At 50.7% G+C, this 20865-nt stretch carries 19 protein-coding genes; 10 read left to right on the top strand and 9 right to left on the bottom strand.

The features are described 5' to 3' along the window. Positions 1–74 precede the first annotated feature (74 nt). Complete coding sequence (locus tag ACO0LL_RS24940; RefSeq protein WP_422953511.1) at positions 75–1733, top strand: methyl-accepting chemotaxis protein; 1659 nt, start codon at positions 75–77, stop codon at positions 1731–1733. A gap of 132 nt (positions 1734–1865) precedes the next feature. Here the strand turns inward: ACO0LL_RS24940 and ACO0LL_RS24935 are convergent, their stop codons facing one another. Then, on the bottom strand, positions 1866–5507 hold the full coding sequence (locus ACO0LL_RS24935) for a hydantoinase B/oxoprolinase family protein (protein WP_422953510.1): 3642 nt from the start codon (positions 5505–5507) through the stop codon (positions 1866–1868). 392 nt (positions 5508–5899) lie between these two features. Here ACO0LL_RS24935 and ACO0LL_RS24930 point away from each other — a divergent pair, with 392 nt between their 5' ends. From ACO0LL_RS24930 to ACO0LL_RS24895, 8 genes are all read left to right on the top strand, one after another. Then, positions 5900–6940, top strand: coding sequence for a TRAP transporter substrate-binding protein (locus ACO0LL_RS24930; protein WP_422953509.1), 1041 nt, complete (start codon positions 5900–5902; stop codon positions 6938–6940). 117 nt (positions 6941–7057) lie between these two features. Beyond that, a complete protein-coding gene (locus ACO0LL_RS24925) occupies positions 7058–8335 on the top strand; it encodes an ABC transporter substrate-binding protein (RefSeq protein ID WP_422953508.1) in 1278 nt (425 codons plus the stop codon). 134 nt (positions 8336–8469) lie between these two features. Next, positions 8470–9336, top strand: a complete 867-nt coding sequence (locus ACO0LL_RS24920) for a branched-chain amino acid ABC transporter permease (RefSeq protein WP_422953507.1) — start codon at positions 8470–8472, stop codon at positions 9334–9336. A gap of 20 nt (positions 9337–9356) precedes the next feature. Further along, positions 9357–10427, top strand: coding sequence for a branched-chain amino acid ABC transporter permease (locus ACO0LL_RS24915; RefSeq protein WP_422953506.1), 1071 nt, complete (start codon positions 9357–9359; stop codon positions 10425–10427). Then, the gene (locus ACO0LL_RS24910) at positions 10424–11137 is read left to right on the top strand and encodes an ABC transporter ATP-binding protein (protein ID WP_422953505.1); all 714 of its coding nucleotides are present in this window, start codon (positions 10424–10426) and stop codon (positions 11135–11137) included. Before ACO0LL_RS24915 ends, ACO0LL_RS24910 begins: the two co-directional genes overlap by 4 nt. Then, positions 11137–11841 carry an ABC transporter ATP-binding protein gene (locus ACO0LL_RS24905; protein WP_422953504.1) on the top strand — a complete coding sequence of 235 codons (705 nt, stop codon included), beginning with the start codon at positions 11137–11139 and terminating at the stop codon, positions 11839–11841. The genes ACO0LL_RS24910 and ACO0LL_RS24905 overlap by 1 nt, the downstream gene beginning before the upstream one ends. A gap of 102 nt (positions 11842–11943) precedes the next feature. After that, a complete protein-coding gene (locus ACO0LL_RS24900; protein ID WP_422953503.1) occupies positions 11944–13590 on the top strand; it encodes a methyl-accepting chemotaxis protein in 1647 nt (548 codons plus the stop codon). A 162-nt stretch (positions 13591–13752) separates the two neighbouring features. Then, the gene (locus tag ACO0LL_RS24895) at positions 13753–14316 is read left to right on the top strand and encodes a winged helix DNA-binding protein (RefSeq protein ID WP_422953502.1); all 564 of its coding nucleotides are present in this window, start codon (positions 13753–13755) and stop codon (positions 14314–14316) included. A gap of 46 nt (positions 14317–14362) precedes the next feature. Here the strand turns inward: ACO0LL_RS24895 and ACO0LL_RS24890 are convergent, their stop codons facing one another. After that, positions 14363–14638 carry a hypothetical protein gene (locus ACO0LL_RS24890; RefSeq protein ID WP_422953501.1) on the bottom strand — a complete coding sequence of 92 codons (276 nt, stop codon included), beginning with the start codon at positions 14636–14638 and terminating at the stop codon, positions 14363–14365. A gap of 249 nt (positions 14639–14887) precedes the next feature. Here ACO0LL_RS24890 and ACO0LL_RS24885 point away from each other — a divergent pair, with 249 nt between their 5' ends. Continuing rightward, entirely contained in the window at positions 14888–15745 is an 858-nt protein-coding gene (locus ACO0LL_RS24885) for an HDOD domain-containing protein (protein WP_422953500.1), read from the top strand. A 52-nt stretch (positions 15746–15797) separates the two neighbouring features. Here the strand turns inward: ACO0LL_RS24885 and ACO0LL_RS24880 are convergent, their stop codons facing one another. The 7 genes from ACO0LL_RS24880 to ACO0LL_RS24850 form a co-directional block, all read right to left on the bottom strand. Continuing rightward, positions 15798–16571 (bottom strand): LytR/AlgR family response regulator transcription factor, encoded by a 774-nt coding sequence (locus tag ACO0LL_RS24880; RefSeq protein WP_422953499.1) that lies wholly within the window; start codon positions 16569–16571, stop codon positions 15798–15800. 21 nt (positions 16572–16592) lie between these two features. Then, the gene (locus ACO0LL_RS24875) at positions 16593–17663 is read right to left on the bottom strand and encodes a sensor histidine kinase (protein ID WP_422953498.1); all 1071 of its coding nucleotides are present in this window, start codon (positions 17661–17663) and stop codon (positions 16593–16595) included. A 12-nt stretch (positions 17664–17675) separates the two neighbouring features. After that, a complete protein-coding gene (locus tag ACO0LL_RS24870) occupies positions 17676–18362 on the bottom strand; it encodes a LiaI-LiaF-like domain-containing protein (protein ID WP_422953497.1) in 687 nt (228 codons plus the stop codon). Between the two features lie 48 nt (positions 18363–18410). Next, entirely contained in the window at positions 18411–18770 is a 360-nt protein-coding gene (locus ACO0LL_RS24865) for a LiaI-LiaF-like domain-containing protein (RefSeq protein ID WP_422953496.1), read from the bottom strand. A 202-nt stretch (positions 18771–18972) separates the two neighbouring features. Continuing rightward, positions 18973–19344: a hypothetical protein gene (locus tag ACO0LL_RS24860; RefSeq protein WP_422953495.1), complete on the bottom strand. Its 372-nt coding sequence runs from the start codon at positions 19342–19344 to the stop codon at positions 18973–18975. Positions 19345–19469: 125 nt separating this feature from the next. Further along, positions 19470–19916 carry a DUF2214 family protein gene (locus tag ACO0LL_RS24855; protein WP_422953494.1) on the bottom strand — a complete coding sequence of 149 codons (447 nt, stop codon included), beginning with the start codon at positions 19914–19916 and terminating at the stop codon, positions 19470–19472. Positions 19917–20046: 130 nt separating this feature from the next. Next, positions 20047–20817: a DUF1223 domain-containing protein gene (locus ACO0LL_RS24850; RefSeq protein WP_422953493.1), complete on the bottom strand. Its 771-nt coding sequence runs from the start codon at positions 20815–20817 to the stop codon at positions 20047–20049. Positions 20818–20865: the final 48 nt, after the last annotated feature.

The following is a 20865-nucleotide window of genomic DNA, read 5'->3' as shown; positions in this document are numbered from 1 at the left end:
CCATGACTTGAATTTCCCGTGATGTAAACAGCTTTACTCTTTCGCCAATCTAAAGCACAGAGCAGGAGCATACTATGAGTATCCGAAGCAAATTGATGATAACTTTTGCGGCGCTGGCTGCGGTTGTGCTGATCGTTGCTGGCCTGTCTTTGAACTCGCTCGCCAATGCAGACCGGCAGTTCAGTAGTTATGTCCATGGCCTGATGGCGCGTGGCAGCGTCGCAGAAAAATTCAGGCGTGCTGTTGATGAGCGCGCAGTTGCCGTTCGGAATTTGGCGCTGGTGACAAAGCCTGCGGATTTCGACATCGAAAAGGCAGTAGTCACGAGTGCACATCAACGTGTGCAGACCCATTTGGCCAAACTCAAGGCTATGCTTGCACAAGCTTCTGATGTGAGTGAAAAGGGCCGCGCCATGGTGGCCGAGATGGATAGGCTGGAGACCGCTTATACGCCGGTTGCGCTGGATATCGTCAAAATGGCGCTGGAAAATAAACGCGAGGCAGCCATCACTAAAATGAACGAAGAATGCCGCCCATTGCTTGCAGCCATCGTCAAAGTATCCAACGATTACTCAGAAGTCGTTCAGGTTCGTTCCGAGGAACTTGTAAAAACGGCTGAGGATACGTATGCCGCCAGACGCAATTTGCTCATTTCCCTGTGCGTGTTAGCGGTTGGGTTTGCCATTGCCGCTGGCGCGCTGGTCACTCGCTCCATCACTCGTCCCGTAGATCAGGCTTTGCGTCTGGCAACTCGTGTGGCTGACGGTGATTTGACTGCAAGCGCAGACGGGCGGGGCAATGATGAGGTGGCTGCGCTGTTGCGGGCCCTGGGGGGTATGATAGGGAACTTACAAGGTATAGTTTCCAGGGTGCGTGCCAGTAGCGACAGTATTGCTTCTGAATCAGCCCAGATCGCTACGGAAAACTCGAATCTCAGTCAACGTACTGAATTGCAGTCGCGCTCGCTTGAACATGCGGCGGACACCATGGCACAACTTGACGACAACATCCAAAAAAATGCCAACAGTGCGACACAGGCACATCAACTGGCCCAAGGCGCTTCCAAGGTTGCTGCCGATGGCGGTGTCGTCGTTGGGGAAGTGATCGAGACGATGCGGGATATCAACGAAAGTTCGCGCAAGATTGGCGAAATTACCAGCGTTATTGACGGCATTGCTTTTCAGACCAATATCCTTGCGTTAAACGCCGCTGTAGAGGCTGCAAGAGCCGGTGAGCAAGGCCGCGGCTTTGCCGTTGTCGCTTCTGAGGTGCGTAATTTGGCGCAGCGATGTGCCGCTGCTGCCAAGGAAATCAAAACGCTTATCGACCTTAGTGTTGACCAGGTTTCCAGAGGGTCGGCACTGGTGGACCGTGCCGGCAAAAGGATGGAAGATATCGTGGAGTCGATTGAGCGGGTATGCAATGTAGTCACAGAAATTACCGAGGCTACAGTGGCGCAGGGTGTCGGTGTACACAAGATAGGGACTATCGTAACGCAAATGCGTGAGAGCACTCAGAGCAACGCCGTACTGGTCGAGCAAAGTGCCGTTGCGACGGTTAGCCTTAAATCACAGGCAGACCAGTTGGTTGAGGCGATGGAAGTGTTCAAATTATCGACACCGAAGTCAAGCACTGCGGTAAAGGCGTTTACGCCAGTCGTCGATATCAACAGCAAAAGATCATCAGATGAAGTGCCAGTCGTGGATCATGTATATAAACTTTCTTTGCGCTAGCGAGAATTCAGATATGCCCTGAAAATTTTAAAGAAAACTAGTACAAATTATTATAAAAAAAGGCCAGTGACGACAAGTACCTGGCCTTTTTAGTCTTCTCTTACTCTTGAGTCAGCATGATGATGGACAGTATCACGCTTTACCGTAACCACCACCACCCGGAGTCTCGATAATAAAGATTTCTCCTGCCTGCATTTCGGTACTGGCGACAAACCCTAATTCTTCCATGCTGCCGTCATTCCTGATGACATAGTTCTTACCGCAGGCACCTGCTGCACCACCAGCCGCACCAAAAGGCGCATACACGCGGTTATTCGACAGGATAGAGGCCGTCATGTTTTCCAGGAAGCGTATCTTGCGCACGCCGCCATTACCACCATGCCAGCGGCCTGCACCGCCAGAATCTGGCTTGATTTCATAGCTCTCCAGCCTGACCGGATAACGCCATTCCAGTATCTCTGGATCAGTCAGGCGTGAATTTGTCATGTGGGTTTGCACTACGTCAGTACCATTGAAACCTTCACCTGCACCAGAACCACCAGAGATGGTTTCATAGTATTGATAATCATCATTACCAAAGGTGAAGTTATTCATGGTGCCAGGTGAAGATGCGACAACGCCCAGCGCGCCATACAGTGCATTGGTGATGCAACTTGAGGTTTCCACATTGCCGGACACTACCGCCGCCGGGTAACGCGGATTGAGCATCGAGCCTTCAGGGATGATGACTTTCAGCGGTTTCAAACAACCGGCATTGAGCGGGATGTCGTCGTCAATTAGGGTCCTGAACACATATAAAACCGCAGCCATGCAAATCGCACTCGGTGCATTGAAATTATTATTCAGTTGCGGTGAAGTGCCGGTGAAATCCACTTCGGCAGAACGTGATGCATGATCAACGCGAATCGCAACCTTGATGATGGCACCATTGTCGAGTTTGTATTCATAGCTGCTGTCTTGTAATGCGGTGATGACACGTCTTACAGCCTCTTCTGCATTGTCCTGTACATGGCCCATATAGGCTTGTACGACGTCCAGCCCATAGTGCTGCACCATCTTAAGTAATTCATCGACACCTTTCTGGTTGGCGGCGATCTGCGCCTGGAAGTCAGCCAGATTTTGATGGATATTGCGGCAAGGGTATTTGCCGGAAGAGAGCAGGGCGATGGTTTCTTTTTCCAGCAACTTGCCCGCGCTGACCAGTTTGAAATTATTGATCAATACACCTTCTTCTTCGACTACCGTGCTGTCTGCCGGCATGGAGCCAGGTGTGATGCCACCTATGTCAGCATGATGGCCGCGTGAACCTACGTAGAACAAAACTTCGGTGCCTTCTGCATTAAAGGCAGGTGTGATGACGGTCACGTCAGGCAGGTGGGTACCGCCGTTGTAGGGATCATTGAGCATATACACATCACCCGGCTGCATGCTGCCTGCATTGGCGCGAATGATGGTCTTGATGCTGTCACCCATGGAACCAAGATGCACAGGGATGTGCGGCGCATTCGCAATCAGGTTACCTTCTGCATCAAACAGGGCGCAAGAGAAATCCAGGCGCTCCTTGATATTGACCGAGAAGGCGGTGTTTTGCAGGCGCAAGCCCATTTGCTCGGCGATGCTCATGAACAGGTTGTTGAACACTTCCAGCATCACCGGGTCAGCCTTGGTGCCTATGGCCTGGCGTTTGGGGCGTGCTTCCAGGCGGGTGAATACCAGGTGATCTAGTGCCGTGACTTCTGCACCCCAGCCAGGTTCTATGATGTTGGTGGCATTTTTTTCTGCAATGATGGCAGGGCCCTTGATCTTGTCACCGGGGCGCATATCGTCACGATCATACAAGCCCGTGTCATGCCATTGTCCACCTGAGAACAACTGGACGATTTCCACTGGTTGCAAGGCCTGATTGTTTTCTCGTGGTGGCAGGTATTCGACGCTTTCATGGCCTTCACCAGAGCTACCTATGGCTTCGACAGAAATCGCTTCGATGACGAGCTGCTTATTGGACATCAGGAAGGAGTAACGTTTTTTGTAGGAAGATTCAAACTGCTCAATCATGCTGGCAATATCCTGCATGGCCACCACGATGACAGAGTCGGTACCTTCATAGCGCAAGTGCACACGTTGCTTGACGCTGAGGTTTTCCGCCACTACGCCCTGGCTCAGCAAATCATTGCTGGCAGCGTCGGACAAGCGCGCCAGTTCTTTTTCCAGCGCGGGTATTGAGGTGGGTGCGAGTGGCAATTCCATTGCCAGTTCGCGCATGGCAGTCTGGTCAGCCAGGCCCATGCCGTAAGCAGACAAAACACCCGAGAATGGGTGGGCGAACACTCGGGTCATGCCCAGTGCATCCGCCACCAGGCAGGCATGCTGGCCGCCTGCGCCACCAAAGGTGGTCAGGGTATAGTCAGTTACATCATGGCCGCGCTGCACCGAGATAAATTTAATGGCATTGGCCATATTGCCAACGGCAATTTCAATAAAACCTTCAGCCACTTCTTCCGGCGATTTACGTATGCCCGTGGCTTTTTCTATCTCCGCTGCCATGGCGGTGAATTTTTCGACGACAGCATCGCGATCCAGTGACATGTCTGCTTTGGGGCCAAACACTTTAGGGAAGTAAGTTGGCTGGATTTTACCGAGCATGACATTGCAATCAGTCACCGCCAATTGACCACCGCGCCGGTAGCTGGTAGGACCGGGATTCGCACCCGCACTGTCCGGGCCCACGCGATAACGGGTACCGTCAAAATGCAGGATGGAACCACCACCGGCAGCAACCGTATGTATGCTCATCATTGGCGCCCGCATCCGGACACCGGCGACCTGAGTTTCAAACTCACGCTCAAACTCACCTGCGTAATGCGACACGTCAGTCGATGTTCCACCCATGTCAAAGCCGATGATCTTGTCAAAGCCTGCAGTCTGGGCAGTGCGTACCATGCCGACGATGCCGCCTGCCGGGCCAGACAAGATGGAGTCTTTGCCCTGGAAGCGATGTGCATCTGTCAGGCCGCCATTACTTTGCATGAAGAACAGGCGCACGCCATCCATCTTGCTGGCAACCTGATCGACATAGCGGCGCAGGATAGGGGACAAATAAGCATCCACTACGGTCGTATCACCGCGCGAGATCAGCTTCATCATCGGGCTGACCTGATTCGAAATCGAAATTTGCGTGAAGCCCGCTTCAGCAGCCAGTTTGCCTATGATGTCTTCATGCTGGGTATGTCGATAGCCATGCATGAGCACGATGGCTAGTGCGCGGTAACCGTCTTTATATAAAGCAGCGAGTTCTTTTTTGACTGCTGCCTCATCCAGGGCTTGCAAGACATTGCCGTGCGCATCTATGCGTTCATCAACTTCCACGACTTTTTCATACAAGAGTTCTGGCAGGACGATGTGGCGGTCAAACAGGCGGGGGCGGTTTTGATACGCAATGCGCAGAGCATCGCGAAAACCTTTGGTGATCATGAGCGCAGTCGGGTCACCTTTGCGTTCGAGCAGGGCATTGGTGGCAACGGTGGTACCCATCTTCACTGCTGACACCAGCTCAGGCGAGATATTCTGATCTGCAGTCAAACCCAGCAGGCCTTGTATGCCTGCAACGGCAGCATCTTTATATTGTTCAGGATTTTCTGACAGCAGTTTATGGGTCAGTAATTTGCCATCCGGGCGGCGCGCCACGATATCAGTAAACGTACCACCTCTATCTATCCAGAATTGCCAGCGTTGATCTTCAACGAAGTCATTGTGTGCCTGTTTCTGTTCGTTCATTTTGCAACCACCTTTCATAAAGAGATGTTGCCGTTTCTTCGGCAAAGTCTTATCCCGGTCTGTAGCCATTTCTATCCGTGCCTGCAAACTTTGTGTCAAAAATCAGACAAATAATTGTTTGCATTTTATGCCCGGAAATATCAGAAGTAATGGATACCTAATATTAAAAAAGCAAAAAAGTTCACTGTTCTTGTGCATCGCCGCTACAGCGTGGTGCAGTTCTTTTTCTTACTGGTTTTCATCTTAATAACAGCAAGGAAAAAAACTTTATAAACATCTTGTAGATTTTTCCTTTGATGATATTGTAGTAGTTATTGAGATTAAATGTAAGATATTTTATTGACGATTTATCGATAAAACGTTTACGATATAAAACAGTGAGGGAGCAAATGATGTCAGATTCAATTCGCAACAAGCTGAGTTTTTCCTGCATATCTGCTCCTTCTCGCAAGAGATTTGTCGGTATTTATATGCTGGTGGCCGCGATCATGACAGCCAACGCGCAGGCTGAGACAGTGGATATACGCATCGCTACTGCCTATGCTGCAGATAATTTCCAGACGATGAATTTGCAACAGTTTGCCAAGGAAGTAGCAGTTGCCAGCAATGGTCAGGTGAAGATGACGGTGTTCCCTGCGGGTAGTTTATTGAAGCCGGCTGAGATATTTCCTGGTGTGGTGAATGAAAAGGCTGAGGCTGGTGAAGTCATTATGTCCAGCCTGGCGAAAGAGATACCGGTGTTTGGTCTTGATTCCCTGCCATTCACTGTCCGAGGTTATGAAGATGCACGTAATCTGTGGATGGCTTCAAAGCACGAAGTAGAAAAAGCACTGGTCAAGCGTGGTTTGAAGTTACTGTATTCAGTACCGTGGCCACCGCAGAATCTGTATTCGAAAAAGCCATTGAGTTCACTGGCAGATTTCAAGGGTATGCGCATGCGCAGTTACAACCCGGCCAGTGAACGTATTGCCGAACTGGCGATGGCAACGGCAGTGCCAGTGCAGGTGATAGACCTGGAAAAAGCAATCGCCAGCGATAAACTGGATGTGATGATCACCTCGAGCTGGACCGGGGTGGAAACCAAGGCCTGGAGCAAGATGGGGTACTACTACCAGGCGAATGCATGGATACCAAAAAATATTGTCTTCATCAGCCAGAAAGTTTTTTCCAGACTGGATGCTGAAACGCAAAAGAAAATGATGGAGGCAGCCCAGGCCGCAGAAAAGCGTGGCTGGAATATGAGCCGCGACAGTGACGCCGGGTATGAAAACCAGCTACGCAATAACAAGGTCAAGATAGACCGGGTAGATGCACTATTAAGAAATAACCTCGACAGGCTGGGGGAACAGTTTGTCAGGGAATGGTTGAAAACCGCAAGCAGTGAAGAAGTATCGATTTTATTGAAATACACGACTGAAAGGTCGATGAAGTAAATCTTTGACTGGCAAATACAGCATGTCCAGACGAAGGCAGAAGTAGCAGCATAAGAGATGGCTCTCATCAGGTTGGTCACAAGAGTCCTACATTTAATTAAATTGGAGCGTTTAATAATGTTTACAAATACCATCAAAAAAATTGCCCGCGCCGGTCTTCTGGTCAGCCTGGGTCTGAGTTTTTGCTATTCTGCCTATGCGCAGCAAGAAATCAAGATAGGCGTTATCTATCCATTGTCCGGTGCTGCAGCATCGTCTGGCAGTGAAATGAAAAACGCGCTGGAACTGGCTGCCGACATCGTTAATAACGGTGCTAAAAGTGTGCCCAACCTGCCGTTCTCTGCTGGCGGTGGCTTGCCTAATTTGAAGGGCGCAAAAATCAAACTGGTGTTTGCTGACCATCAGGGCAATCCACAAATCGGTGCAACAGAAACCGAGAGACTGATCACTCAGGAAAAAGTGGTTGCTGTGGTAGGTGCCTACTTCAGTAATGTGACTGCCACTTCCAGCCAGGTGGCTGAGAAATACAAAATCCCCTATGTGAATCCTGAATCATCTTCTTCTACCTTGACCCAGCGTGGTTTCAAATGGTTCTTCCGCACGACGGCCCATGATGATCTGTTCGTCCATAATTTCTTTGATTTCTTCAAAGAGCTGGAAGCCAAGAAAGGCATCAAGGTCAAGCAACTGGCTACCTTCAATGAAAACACCTTGTGGGGTAATGAAACCACCAAGCTGGAAACCAAGCTGGCGGCAGAAAAAGGCTACAACCTGGTCAAGACCATCGTCTATCCAGCCAAGAGCACGCAGTTGACTTCTGAAGTGCAGCAATTGAAATCAGCCAGCCCGCAAGTCGTCATGCAGTCTTCTTATCTGGGTGACGCCATCATGTCCATGAAAACCTATAAGGAGCTTGGTTTTTCACCTGACATGATTTTGGCAAACAATGCTGGTTTTACTGATACAGAATTCCGCCGCACGCTGGGCAAGGATGCTGACTACGTCATCACCCGTGAAGTCTGGTCGCCTGATCTGGCAAAAAATAATCCGCTGATCAAGCAAGTCAATGATTTGTATAACAGCAAATACAAGGCTGACTTTACCGGCAATTCTTCCCGTACATTTACTGGTCTGATGACACTGGTCGATGCCATCAACCGCGCCGGTTCTACCGAACCAGAAGCCATCCGCAAGGCACTGACAGAAACCAATATCCCTGCCAACAAACTGATCATGCCGTGGAAGGGCGTGAAGTTTGATGAACATGGCCAAAACGTTTTGGGTTCCGGCATCCTGGTACAGATCATCGACGGTAAATACAACACGGTATGGCCTTTTGACCTGGCGACTAAAGATGTGGTCTGGCCTATGCCTAAGTGGGATCAACGCAAATAATAAAGCTCGTAAAACATGAAGAATGCTCGTCCGGCCCTTGGCTGGGTGAGCAAAAAGATACTCAGTAAATTGTCTGACGAATACCTGACGTCGGTTTTACATAGCTATACATAAGAGGAAGTGCGAGGAGAAATATGTCTCTTGAAATTATTATTCAAACCCTGGCGTCAGGGATCCTGATCGGTTTGATCTATGCGCTGGTGGCGATAGGTTTGACGCTGATATTTGGCGTCATGGATGTCGTCAACTTTTCCCATGGTGAGTTTCTGATGTTCGGCATGTATTCCAGTTTCTGGATGTACTCGCTGTTTGCATTGGACCCCATATTTACCCTGCCTTTAACGGCATTGTTCCTGTTTGCGCTTGGCACGATGTTGTACAAGCTCATCATCAAAAAGATCACTAATGCACCTATGTTGTCGCAGATTTTTACGACCTTCGGTTTGATGATGCTGTTCCGTGGTCTGGCACAGTTTTTCTGGAAACCAGATTTCAGGACTGTGGATCATTCTGTTGTATCCGGTGCTGTACAGGTATTCGGCATACAGGTGGGCATGCCGCAAGTGACCGCCGGTGTGGGAGCCATCCTGGTGACCATGGGGATTTACCTGTTCCTGACCAAAACCCGCGCCGGTGCTGCGCTGGAAGCGACTGCGGCAGACAAGGAAGCCGCACAACTGATGGGTATAGATTCACAAAAAATGTTTGCCATGGCCTGGGGCATAGGTGCAGCCTGTGCTGGTGTGGCGGGTGCTTTGCTGTCCACCTTCTTTCCCATCTTCCCGGAAGTGGGCGCGAATTTCATCCTGATTGCTTTTGTGGTTGTGAACCTGGGTGGTTTTGGTAGCGTGATTGGTGCCTTGTTTGCCGGGATCATCGTTGGTGTCATTGAAGTCATGGGCGGTTTTCTTATCGGGCCGCAATACAAGCTGGCACTGGTACTGGCCTTGTTCCTGGCGGTGCTGATGTTCCGTCCGCAAGGTTTGATGGGCAAGCAATAGCGTAGAAGAGAAGGTAAAAAATGAACATACAAGACAAAACCGTGATCTCGGCGCAAGAGTTGCTGGCGCCAGATTCACATGGCAATTCCTCAGTGAAATACATACTGCTGGCTCTATGCGTGATTGCCGCATTGCTGGTGCCCGTTGTGGTCAAAGACCCATCGCATCAAAATCTGGCGATCTTGATTTTGATGGCAGCACAACTGGGCGTAGCGTGGAATATCGTCGGTGGTTATGCCGGCCAGGTCTCGCTGGGGCATGTGGCTTTTTACGGACTGGGTGCTTACACCTCAACGCTGTTGTTGACGCAGTTTGGCCTGAACGCCTGGGTGGCCATGATCTGTGGTGGCATACTGGCAGCAGCAATCAGTCTCATCATAGGCTGGTCATGCTTTCGTCTCAACGGCCATTACTTTGGCATGGCGACCATTGCGGTGGCTGAAATCATCCAGATCATTTTTACGAACTGGGAATACGCCGGTGCCGCCGTTGGCCTGACCATACCCATGGACCAGCAAGGCTGGGGCAGCATGATATTTACCGACAAGGCGCCGTATTACTACATTGCCCTTGGTCTCTTGCTGGTAACACTGGCGGTGAATTACTGGATAGAGCACAGCTATCTGGGCTATTACTTCCGCGCCATCAAGGATGAGCCAGATGCAGCACGTAGCCTGGGTATCAACCTCAGTCGCTACAAACAAATCGCTTTTGCCGTCAGTAGTTTTTTTACGGCGATTGGTGGCAGCCTGTATGCGCAGAAGGAATTGTATATAGACCCGGGCTCAGTCCTGCACACAGGCCTGTCGATCAAGATGGCACTGGTATCTATTCTTGGCGGGGTGGGTACTTTGCTGGGGCCGGTCATAGGTGCAGGTGTGTTGACCTTCATTGAAGAAGGCACGCGTGCCCTGTTTGGTGGTTCTGGCCGTGGTACTGATCTGGTCATCTATGCCGCATTGATCGTGGTGATTGCTGTGTATTACCCGACCGGTGTACTGGGCTGGATCAAGCAATTTTTTGCACGCAGAAAAGCAGTCAAGGCACAAAAAGAACAAGACGTACAAGAGGCAAAAAGGGAGGCAGCATGAGCTTGTTGCGAGTAGAGAGCGTCAGCAAACGCTTCGGCGGCATTACCGCCAACCAGGATGTCTCATTTGAAGTGGGCGCAGGCAAGATCGTCGGCCTGATAGGCCCGAACGGTGCAGGCAAGACCACGATGTTCAATTGCATCGCCGGCTATGCACCGCCAACGACTGGTGAAATCTGGATGAATGATATCAAGGTATCCGGCATGAGCCCCGAGCAATGTGCGCGTGCCGGCATAGGCCGAACCTTTCAGGTGGCACGTACTTTTACCAGCATGACAGCGCTGGAAAACGTCATGGTCGGTGCCTTCCTGATCAACAAGAATGTGGGCGATGCCAGACAAAGTGCCACCAAGTTGCTGAACTTCGTCAACCTTGGGCAGTTCAAGGACAAGCCTGCAGGCAGCATGACCATCAGTGAGCAGCGCCGCCTGGCGGTGGCACGTGCACTGGCGGTCAGGCCACGCCTGTTGCTGATGGATGAAGTCATGGCGGGCCTGAACCCGACAGAAGTCAAAGAGACGGTAGATGTAGTCTTGAAAATCCGTGAAGAAGGTATTTCCTGTCTCATTGTTGAACACGTGCTGGAAGGCATCATGCCGATTGCTGATGCGATAGTGGTGCTCGATTATGGCAAGAAAATAGCCGAAGGCAGTCCTGAACAAGTATCTAACGATCCCAAAGTGATCGCTGCTTACCTGGGAGATGAATGATGCTGCAAGTAAGAAATCTGAGAGTCAGTTATGACGGCGTGCTAGCCCTGTCCAAAGTTGATATCGATGTAGAGAAGGGCAAGATCGTTGCCCTGGTCGGCGGTAATGGCAATGGCAAGACCACTACTTTACGGGCGATTGCTGGCCTGAATGCGGCAGACGATGGTCAGATCGTATTCGACGGCAAGCCGCTGGAAAAAATCCCGGCCAGCAAACGGGTAGGGCTGGGCTTGTCGCTGGTGCCGGAAGGGCGGCGCATCTTTGCCCGCCTGACGGTAGAAAGAAATCTGCAACTCGGTGCCTATACCCGCCGTGATGATGATGAAGTGGCTGAATCCATAGATACCATGTACACGCTCTTCCCCATCCTCAAGGAAAGGCGTTACCAACTCGCTGGCACCATGAGTGGTGGTGAGCAGCAGATGCTGGCGATAGCCCGTGGCCTGATGGCCAAGCCCAAGATGCTCTTGCTGGACGAGCCATCCTGGGGTATCGCCCCCAAGTTTGTCACCAAGGTGCTCGACACCATACAGCTGATCAATCAGCAGGGTATGTCGATACTGCTGGTTGAGCAAAACCTGCACAAGGCGCTGGCAATTGCGCATCACGGTTATGTCATACAGACAGGTCGTATCGTCATGCAGGGTACGGGACAAGAGCTGCTCAACAATGACGACGTCAAGAAAGCCTACCTGGGCGTCTGACAGCATATAAATGGCAGTAAGCAGATCGGCGGCAAGTGCTTGCACTTGCCGCTGGCCTGACTCGTCCGCAAATTTAGCAGGTTTTTGAATCAGGGGTTAGCCATGTTGAACAAGTACATCAGGAACTGGAACATAGGCCATAAGCTGGGCCTGGGTTTTGCATTTGTTATCTTGCTCATGCTGGCGCTGACGGTGACGGGATACACGCAACTGGGGCGGGTCAACCAAGGTGTGAATCTGGTCGTCAAGGAAGTCTATCCCAAGACGGCGACAGTCAACCGCATCAAGGCTGATCTCGACCACATCGCCCGCAGCATGCGCAATCTCTTGCTGCTATCGACTCTCGATGAAAGAAAACCTGAACAGGCAGCCATCGATAAATCAGGCAAACAGATAGAGCTTGATCTTGCACAGTTTGGCAAACTGGCCAGCTCGGCAGAAGAGAAAAAGCTACTGCAGGCCGTGCTGGCAGCGAAGCAGCGCTACCAGCCAGTTCTCGACAAATTCCTCAAGCTGGTGGTGGAGAATGAGGTGGAGCAAGCCAAGGATCTGGTCTTGCCAGAGATCGCTCCTTTGCAGGACCAGTATTTTGCCGCACTTGATCAACTGGTGACATTGCAAACCAGCCAGATGGAACGTAGCGGCAGCGATGCTGCTTCTATATCCGGCGCGGCACAAGTGTTGATGATCATCTTGCTGGCTTTCGCGGGTCTCGTGGCAGTGTCGATTGCCATCTTGACGACCAGGGCGATTACGGCTTCTCTGAAGGCGGCTATCCTGCTTGCCGAGTCGGTAGCGAGCGGTGATTTGCGGGCAGATATAGAAGTCAGGAGTAATGATGAAACAGGTCAATTGCTGACATCGTTGAACCAGATGAGCCAGAGTCTGATTAACACTGTAGGCCAGGTCAGGAAGAGTTCAGAAAATATCGGCCTTGCCTCACGTGAAATTGCCAATGGCAATATGGATTTATCCAACCGTACTGAGCAGCAGGCATCTGGTCTGGAAGAAACTGCGGCGTCGATGGAACAACTGACAGCGACTGTCGGGCAGAATGCAGAGAACGCCGCCCAGGCACATGACCTGGCGGGCAAGGCTTACCAGCATGCAGGCAAAGGCGGCAAGGTCATTGATCAGGTAGAGCTGACCATGGGCGCGATCAAGGCCAGCTCGAATAAGATAGTCGATATCATCGGTGTCATTGACGGCATTGCTTTTCAAACCAATATCCTGGCATTGAATGCAGCGGTGGAAGCCGCACGTGCTGGTGAAAACGGGCGTGGCTTTGCGGTGGTGGCGGCCGAAGTGCGCAACCTGTCGCAAAGATCGGCCAGTGCGGCAAAAGAGATCAAGACCCTGATTGCCGATTCAGTCGGGCAGGTCGATGCTGGTGGCAAGCTCGTCAATGAAGCCAGCCTGACCATGCGCGATATTGTCAGCTCAGTCCAGCATGTGGCTGAGATCATCAGCGAAATCAGCGCGGCCAGCCGCGAACAGAATACCGGCATAGTCCAGGTCAACCAGGCTATCAGCATGATGGACCAGATGACTCAGCAAAATGCGGCCCTGGTCGAGCAGGCGGCTGCGGCAGCCCGGAGCATGCAGGATGAAGCTGAATTACTGGTGGAGACGGTGGCTGTGTTCAAGCTGGAAAAAGCAATGCAGGCGGCACCAGCACGGGTGGATATACCGGTACATGCCAGACCGGCATTGCGCATGTCCAGCAATAGCAAAGTGCTGCGTAGCTAAAGTGAATATGGCAGACGAAGTATCAAGGCTGTGGATAAAAACATAAAACATCGATTTTTTATTGATAAATCAACGCGAAAAGACTGACTTTTTTCTCAAAGAAGATAAAATCAGGCTATGAATTACGCCAGTTTTTATTCAATTTATCTTTAAAGAATCATTATGTCCACAACCAAACCTGTCAAAAAAGCCACCCCTAGTCCGGCTGCATCTACTGCCACGCCAAGGGTACCTATCGTCTCCTCTTCCCATCTGGCTGAGGGCAGGAGTGCAGAATTGAGTGAATTTGAGTTTGGAATGATCATTGCCAGCAATGCCTTCAACCGCTGGGCGGTCAGGTGCATGGCAGCGGTGGGCATGAAAGACATGACCATCACCGATGTATTGGTGCTGCATCACATCAACCACCGGGCGCGAGAGAAAAAACTGGCCGACATCGCCTTCATCCTGAATATCGAAGATACCCACATCGTCAATTATTCATTGAAAAAACTGCAAGCGCTGAAGCTGGTGCAAACAGAAAAGCGCGGCAAGGAAATCCTGTATTCGACCAATGAAGCAGGCCGTGATATCTGCCGTCGTTATTCTGAAATCCGTGAGCAGGTACTGGTCTCGGCACTGACGGGTGATGGTACCGAGAGTTTTGAACTAAGTGAGCTTGCACGCTTCCTCAGGGTATTGTCAGGTTTGTACGAGCAGGCAGCCAGGGCGGCAACGTCCTTGTAAATCCCGCCCCCATGCAGCGTTTCCTGTCATGGGGACGGCCCTGCTGTTACTGCTCCTGATTCAATTGCCTGGCCTGCTTCTGGTTCTTGTTGATGTTAATCGCCAGCAAGATGACGATGAGTTTGAATATCATGAAAGCGATAAAGATACTCAGGGCCAGTGGCAATATCATCAGGGCAACAGCGATCACCATGCAGATCACCAGCAAATGTGGCAGTGGCAGGGCCATCATCGCCAAAAAGGCTTTGCGGCACAGGTAAAAAAACTCATGGGCAGCCTGGCGCATCAGTGTAAATAATTGTTCGGTTTGAGCAGATTTCATGTCATTTCCCTTTGTTTTCTGTTTTTTCAATATCTTGCTGCGATGAATACAGATTACGCCTTCGCCATCTGACATGCACCGGCTTTGCGACGAAATGCGTGAATACGGGATTAAAAGGTAGCCAAAGCCTGTGAAATGGATAGAGGCCAGTAAGTGCAATTGATAATTCATGTAAGCAGACTTTGCCAAACCTGCATAAACAGGTTTCACAAGGTACAATAAAAAATCGTCAGCATTCTTATTGCTATCATGACAGACCAAAAAAACACTGAATTCGCTTTCCTTGAAGCCTTTACTGCGGAATTGTCTGCCAAAAAACTGGTATTCCCCACGTCTTTGGGCGCAACCATGAAGATCAGGAAGGCGCTGAGCCAGGCCGACATCTCCACCGACATGGTGGCGCGCATCATAGGCACTGAGCCTGTCTTGTCGGCCAAGGTGCTGCACCTGAGTAATTCAGCCAGTTTTAATGCCCAGGGGCGCAAGATCGGTGACTTGCGTGCTGCCACCAATTTGCTCGGATTTTCTGCGGTACGCAATCTCGCCATTTCCATAGGCATGAAGCAACTGGCGGAAAATAAATACAATGGCAGCCTGTCTGCCCAGATGGATGGTCTCTGGCGGCGCAGCCTGCGGGTGGCAGCTCTCGCCATGGTCATAGCCAGGACATATACCCGCCTCAGCGCTGACAAGGCCATGCTGGCCGGCCTGCTGCATGATATAGGCAAGTTCTATATCCTGAACCGGGCTAACCATTACCAGGAATTGTTCAAATCTGAGCAGGTACTATGGGATTTGATCGACCACTGGCATGCCAGTATAGGCAGCGCGATACTGGAAGACTGGGAAATTTCTGACGATATCCGTGTCGCTGTCATGGATCACCGTGACCACCAGCCTGGCCCTACCCACAAAGTTGGTTTGATCGACGTCGTGGCAGTGGCAGATTTTCTGGATGCGCATTTCGTCAATGAAAGCATAGACACGCTGGACTGGAACACTGTACCAGCCAGCTTTAAATTACTGAATATTGATAAAGACAATATTGAGGCCCTGATGCAGGAAACCAGGACGGAACTTGCCCTGGTATTGAAGGCAATTAACTAAGTTCTCAAAACTCAGCTTTCAAAACTAAACTCTCAAAACAAGCTCCCAGAAACTAACTCAGCAAGGCACGTAAGCGTTCATTGCCTGCCCGGCTGACAGGTACCTGGGTACCGCTTTTCAGGACAGCAACCTGGCTGTCCTTGCTGGTTTTTTCCATTGACTGTACTGCAGTGATCTGTACCAGGAAAGAGCGGTGTACCCGTACAAATTTGCCAGCATCAAGCTGGCTTTCAAGTTCAGACAGGCTCTGGGTTTTCATATACGATTTGCCTGCCGCATGGATAAGGATATAGTCGTCCTGGGCTTCGACATAATCTATGCTTTCCAGTGGCACGACATGTACCTGCCCACGGTCACGTATCAGCAGACGTTGCAGTTTCTCGCTTTGCTGGGCCAGCATTGTTTCCAAGGCTTGCGTGCTTGATGAGTTAGGCGAGGTAGGTGAGTTGGCTGAGGTTTCCTGTATGAGCAGCTTGCGTGCCTTGCCCAGTGCTTCGTCAAAACGCTGTTGGGAATAGGGTTTGAGGAGATAGTCAACCGCATGCAGGTCAAAGGCTTTCAGCGCATATTGATCATAGGCCGTCGTGAAGATCACGCCGCTGCGCCTACCTGTCAGTTCCAGCACTTCCAGCCCTGACAATTGCGGCATCTGTATGTCCAGCAAGACTAGGTCGGGATTGAGTTTGTTGATGGCATCGACAGCTTCCAGCCCGGTTTCGCATTCACCTATGACGTCGAGGTCAGGATGAGCGCGCAAATATTCCAGTGATAATCTGCGGGCCAGTTCTTCGTCATCGACGATCAGGACTTGTAAGCGCTTATTCATACTTGCTCATGCTTATTTTGATTATTGGGTTTGATTATTGGGTTCAAAAGGTAAAGCCATTTCCAGCGTAAACTTTTCATCTCCGCGCTGCCAGCTGACTCGCGCCTGTTCGCCATACAAGGCAAAAAAACGCTGACGCAGGTTGACCAGGCCGAGGCCATTGCCCGTACTGTTGCCGGGCTCAGCGCTGACGGGATTTTCTACCGCAATATGCAGCCAGCCTTCGCGCTGGAATATCGTCACCTTGATCAGGCCGCCCTTGGGCAAATTACGTATGCCATGCTTGATGGCATTTTCCAGCAAGGGTTGCAATATCATAGGCGGGATCAGGGCGTTTTCTGCTTCTTCCGTAACTTCAAACTCTGTATCCAGCTTTTTGCCAAAACGGATTTTTTCTACTGCTAAAAAATTTTCACACAGACGTAATTCATCCTTGAGGCTGATTTTTTCTTTTTCGGCAATCGCCAGGGTTTGCCTGAAAAAGTCAGCAAGGGCTATCGTCATCGTCCGTGCAGCAGTAGCATCAATCGCTGTCAGGGCGCTGATGGAATTGAGGCTGTTGAACAGGAAGTGCGGGTCAATTTGCGAGCGCAAGACCTGTAGTTCAGCATCTCTTGCCAACAGCCGTGAGGCCGCTTCCCGTCTTTCTGCCTCACGTATATTGTCGAAGGCGATATATACATCAAAGGCCAGCAGGGCCAGCAGGTAAACCGCAAAGCCTGTGATAAAAAACAGTACCAGCAAATGACTGCTCAGGTGTAGCACCTCCACATCATCGGATGCCAGTACCAATACCCGGTTCCAGCCATAACACAGCCCCAGCCAGCTAAGGCCAGAAATCAGGGCTGCACCGGCAAACACCAATGCAGCCAGGCTGAAGCTGCGACGGTTGAAGGGTATTGAGCGACAAACAAAATAGGCTGAAGAAGTCAGGAAGCTGCCAAACAAGGCCAAAGGTAAAGAGAATAACAGGGCAAATGACCAGTTTGCCAGATCAGCCGCCACCAGCAGCCTGGCGATCAGCACCCCTGTCATCATCCAGGCAATGAGATAGACCAGGAAACGGCGGCGGTCTGACAGAATAGGGTGCATGGATCTCTATCTTTAGTTGATGATTTCAACGCCACCCATGACGGCATAACCCTTGATGTAAAGCTTCTTCGCATTCAACATCGGTGGCACGGTCTTGTCATCAAAGCCACCGAGTATGGGCGAGCCATGCGAAACCACGGTCCAGTCATTTGGTATCTTCAGGACGATGCCGCCCCACATGGCAAATACATTCAGGGTTGCTTCTGACTGCATTGACGCAGCACGCAAATCCAGTTCCACCCCACCCATGATGCAATTGATTTCACCACCGCGAAACTCCTGCGAGCTGTTTTGCAACTTGTTGCCACTCATGACAGCGACGATATTGCAGATTGCATCTTGGTTCGTGCCATTGTTGATCAGTTTTTCCTGATCGCCTATCTTGCCCTTGAAGATCACCATGAGGCCGGCAAAAATCATGAATACCGGCCACCAGTCACGCATGCGGAAATAAATGATACCCATATGATGCAGGATCAACAAAGCGCCTAGGCCAACAAAGCCGCAGCCTATGATGTAGCCTGCCGTAGTGTCGCTTTTTGAAATTTTCAAGGCACCGACGAAGATGAAGACCATGGGCCAGAAGTGAAAGACTTCTCGTACGTTGAACAGGTTCAGATTGTCTAGCAGGGCCAGCGCGCCAAAAATCAGGAGCATGCCCCCGATCAGGATGCGGCCTTGAGGGTTATTGTTTTTCATTTTAATTATCCGGTATTGGTGAGTATTCGTTGTAGATAAGGTAGATATTTATTTTTGCGTGTCCCTGGCCGCCAGCAAACCACCAACCAGATGCTGTATTCCAAAGGCAATCAACAGCAAAGGCCAACTGGTGCGAAAGCTCCAGCCCCACAGGTGTTCTATCGAGACATATAGCCACAGTGCAAAGACCAGGCTGAAACAGCCTTTGGCAATATGCTCAGGCTTGCCAGGACTGATGATATCAACCAGGCCGCCTATGGCGATCATGGCGGGCAGCAAGAACCAGTAATCAAGCGCCTGTATTACATCCAGGCGATCCATCAAAAAGACGCTACCTGCGACTATCAGGGTAAGGCCGAAAAACAAATTGCCTTTGCTGTGACGCTGGGTTTCAGAATTTGCAGACATATCTTGACCTTTCTTATTATCAAAAACTTCTGTGTTTTTGTTCCGTAAGATCAAGATACGCAAAGCAAAGTCACTTGTCGCGCTCCTTTCGGCGAATGGCGGCTTTCGTCGGTGATTGACGAAAAGCCAGAGAGAATAGTGCTGGATTGATTAAAATGCAGTATCAACAGCCCTGGACAGCGCCATCATGGCATGGCAGGCGTCAGCTCAAGAGTTGTATGAAATGTTCAGCAGTACGTACGATGCGCTTGGATTCCGTGCCAAACAGGTCGTGCGTCTCCTGCACTATGTATTCATTGGACCCCTTGGTACAGTACAGCAAACCACGGAAATTCGTCCCCAGATAAGTAAATGGTGCCAGCTTGGTCTTGACCAGCACATCGCTGCCTATCAGGGCTCGCAGTTTGCGCTCTACATCATAGAGGCTTTTTTCATCCAGAGTGACTGTCGCCCCCTTGGGTGTGGGGAAGGCCGATTGAAAGGACGGGTTTTGTCCCATGGGGTTCCTGAACGAGATTTTAATGCCCAGCTTCAGGAACTTGGATACGGCGGTAAAGTCGTTTTCGTCATACATGGCAATGTCCCGGATAGTTATGCCGCCATGTGCGATGGCAGCACTATATGATGTGGAAAGATTGCCAGAAATCAGGCATTTGCACAACTTTTCTTGTCGCCTGTGTTCATCAAAATCATGCCGTTTTACATACTGTAACCCTTGGCCATGAGTACCGCACCAACAAGAATGAAGATGATGCCAGCCAGTTCCAGTTTCAATATGGTCTGTATGGTGTTGGCCTGTGCATCAGGAAATACCGGCAACTGGTTTTGCTTGATCGCCTTGCCCCAGCGCAGGAATACCACGGTAGGGTAGATGGATAACAGCCCAACAACGATAAAGGCAGTCATCTTGAGCATGAAGGCATGACTATGCAGATAGTAATCCTGGCCTTTTTCAAAGTACATCACGCGCAAGACTCCCAGCACGATGATGAGCATGGCGCTCATGCCATAGATGCCGTCGATAAAGCGCAGGCTTCTGGCCGATGATACGGTAAGCGGCTGGCGCACCAGTACAAGTTCTGCCAGCAAAGTGCTGACCAAAGTAAAGGCGGCGATATGGTGCAGCAAGGCGACGATGATATTCACGGCGATGGCTCCTTTGGCGACTGGCAGGAAAGTGCAGAAAGTCTAAGCCATTTATGCCTTGCTTGCTTAAAAAATAAGACCAGGTCTGTGAATTTTGTCGCCAGCCATCAAAAAACTGGCGTGAGCGGTGTTATTGCTGCAGAGCATCACAGAGCGGCAGGCTAAGCGCCTGCAGGATATTGCCTTGTTTGTCCTGGGCAAACGCCAGTACCGACAGGCTCTTGCGTTTGGCATTGGCGGGTACACTCAGTTGGGCGGCAAAGCTTGCTGCCTTGCCAGCGCTGAGTGGGTAAGCATCACCCCATTCCCTGGCGACAAAGTCATGCTGTAAAGTGGCGCCACGATTTTCGCCTGCCTGTATCTTGCTGACCAGGCCTTGCTCAAGCAGGGCAAAATGCAGCTTTGCATCTTGCCTGCTATTGCCTTGCAGAGTGAAAAACAGCCTGTTATCTGCCAGTTTTTCTATGCCCAGACGCAATGATGCTGTGGCAGCTTGTTGATTGATACGGCGTATGTCATCTGCCATGCCATTGCGCCAGCTACGCAATTCTTTGCCAGCGATGAAGATTTCTGGCGTATAAACAGTGCGGCTATTCGCCAGATCAGCCAAAGTCCTTTGTCTGTCGGTATAAGTCTTTTTGGCAAACACATCTTTCCAACCCAGGTAATCCCAATAATCGACATGCAGGGACACGGGAATGACTTGTTCACTGTTCAAGCCCGTGCTTTGATACAGACGACTGATGGTTTTGTCGGCGGGCGGGCAGCTGTCGCAGCCTTCAGACGTGTATAGCTCAAGCAGGGCGACAGTATGTGCGGGGCTGGATTTACTGCAGATTTCGGCGGCTTGTGCGTTGCTGGTGGCATAAGCAAACAAGCTAAGCAAGATCAGGGCTTTCATGGCTATCCTCATAGTATGGATAGCCATTAGTTGTACTTAAACTGTTTT

The organism is Undibacterium sp. TC4M20W (assembly GCF_049340245.1).
In the GTDB taxonomy this organism is placed as follows: Bacteria; Pseudomonadota; Gammaproteobacteria; order Burkholderiales; family Burkholderiaceae_D; genus Undibacterium.
The sequence above is the reverse complement of the archived record's forward strand: the minus strand, read 5'-3'. Positions and strand labels throughout refer to the sequence as shown.